Source organism: Mesorhizobium sp. Cs1321R2N1, from assembly GCF_037179725.1.
Lineage (GTDB): Bacteria > Pseudomonadota > Alphaproteobacteria > Rhizobiales > Rhizobiaceae > Mesorhizobium > Mesorhizobium salmacidum.
The window spans coordinates 1-1,939 of sequence record NZ_JAPYKP010000293.1; the positions used below are offsets into that span (position 1 = coordinate 1).

The window sequence follows — 1,939 nt, forward strand, 5'->3', positions numbered from 1 at the left end:
GCATTCCTGACCTCGACCTGCGCGCCACCGCGCGTGACATTCCGCTGGCAGTACTGCGCGTGCTGGACCTTGCCCGTGCGCTGGCCGTCGAGCCCGACGTGCTGCTGCTCGACGAGATGACGGCGGCACTGCCCGCCAACCTTGCCGAAAAAGTGCTGGAGGTGGTGCGCCGCCAGGGCGACGCCGGCCGCGCCGTGATCTTCATCTCGCACCGCTTCGTCGAAATCGCCGCACTATGCGACCGCGCCACGGTGCTGCGCGACGGCGCAACCGTCGGCGTCGTCGACATCGTGCCGGGCGTGGAAGAAAAGATCGTCGAGCTGATGCTCGGCAGCCGCATTCTCAAGACCCATGTCGCCGGCCGCAGCGCCAGCGAAAAGGCCCGCCCCCCTGCCCGCCCGCGCATCGCCGTACGCAACCTGCGCGTCGGCACCAAGCTCAGCGACGTCTCCTTCGATCTCGGGGATGGCGAGGTCGCCGGCGTGGTGGCGCTGGAAGGCCAGGGGCAGGACGAGCTGTTCGCCGCTCTTGCCGGTTCGATCAAGCCGTCGGGCGGCACGATCGAGGTCGATGGCCAGTCGATGAAATTCGCCCACCCCATCGACGCCATCCGATCGGGGATCGCCTATGTACCGGGCGACCGGTCCGAGGCGCTCGCCATGCAGCGCTCGGTGCGTGAGAACATTGCGCTCCCCTTCAGCGCCGCCCTGCGCAACTGGGGACCAATTGCCATGCGCAAGGAGCGCGCCACGGTGGCGAGCGCCATCCAGCGCCTGCAGATCGATACTCGCGCTCAGGGCGAGGTGCAACGCCTCTCCGGCGGCAACCAGCAGAAGGTGACCATCGCCCGCTGGATCGCGGCGGATGCCCGCACAATCCTTTGCTTCGACCCGACACGCGGCATCGATGTCGGCACCAAGCAGGAGATCTATAAGCTGCTGCGCGAGCTCGCCGGCAATGGCAAGTCGGTGCTGTTCTACACCTCCGAACTCGAAGAGGTACAGCGCGTCTGCGACCGCGTCATCGTCATCTTCGGCGGCCGCCTCGTCGATGTCTTCCCTGTCGAGGAAGCGGATGAACCGGCACTGATGCGCGCCGCCTACGGCCTGCCGCGCGGCGCCAAGGCCGATATCGGCATTTTGGCCGATCCCACCGCCAACTCCTCCGATGCGCCGCGGGCGACGCCATGAGCAATTTCCTGCGCCGCCAAGGCTGGGTAACAGGCCTGTTTGCCCTGCTGATCGTTCTGTTCATCGCGACAAAACTGATCCAGCCCGGCTATGGCAGCGGCGATTTCGGCTCGCTGGCGCGGGCCGTGCTACCCTACGCCTTTGCCGTCGCCGCGCAGACCGTTGTCGTCATCGCCGGCGGCATCGACCTCTCGGTCGCCGCCATGATGGCGCTGACCAGCGTCACCGCCGCCTCGATGATGAACGGCGCCTCGGAGGAATACGCCCTGTTCGTGGTGCCCTTCGCGCTCGCCATGGGTTTTGTGCTGGGCGCGCTCAACGGCCTGCTCATCGTCGTCACCCGTGTGCCCGACATCGTCGTCACGCTCGCCATGCTGTTCGTGCTTCAGGGCGCCGCCCTTCTGGTGCTCGGCGCGCCGGGCGGCGCGGCGGCCGAATGGCTGAAGGCGCTGATCTTGGGCACCGTGCCGATACCGGGCCTGCCTGATACCATCGATGCCTGGCTGCCCAAGGCGCTGCTGGTGCTGGTCGTCTGCCTCTGCGTGATCTGGATCCCGCTCCGGCGCTCGCGCCTCGGCCTTTCCATCTATGCCATCGGCTCGAGCGAACTGGCGGCGTTCCGCAGCGGCGTGCCTGTCGCCCGCACCAGGGTCATCGCCTATGCACTGTCGGGCCTGTTCGCGGCCATGGGCGGGCTGGCGCTGACCATGAGCACCGGCATCGGCGCGCCCATCCCCGGCCCCTATCTG

Annotated in this window: 2 protein-coding genes; both read left to right on the forward strand. The window is 67.7% G+C overall.

Features of this window, described 5'->3' with window-relative positions:
* A partial coding sequence (locus tag O7A61_RS32075; protein WP_337133154.1) for a sugar ABC transporter ATP-binding protein occupies positions 1–1,190 on the forward strand: 1,190 nt, incomplete at its 5' end.
* Positions 1,187–1,939: ABC transporter permease (locus tag O7A61_RS32080; protein ID WP_337133155.1), on the forward strand; the 753-nt coding region annotated here is incomplete at its 3' end. The genes O7A61_RS32075 and O7A61_RS32080, both read left to right, overlap by 4 nt.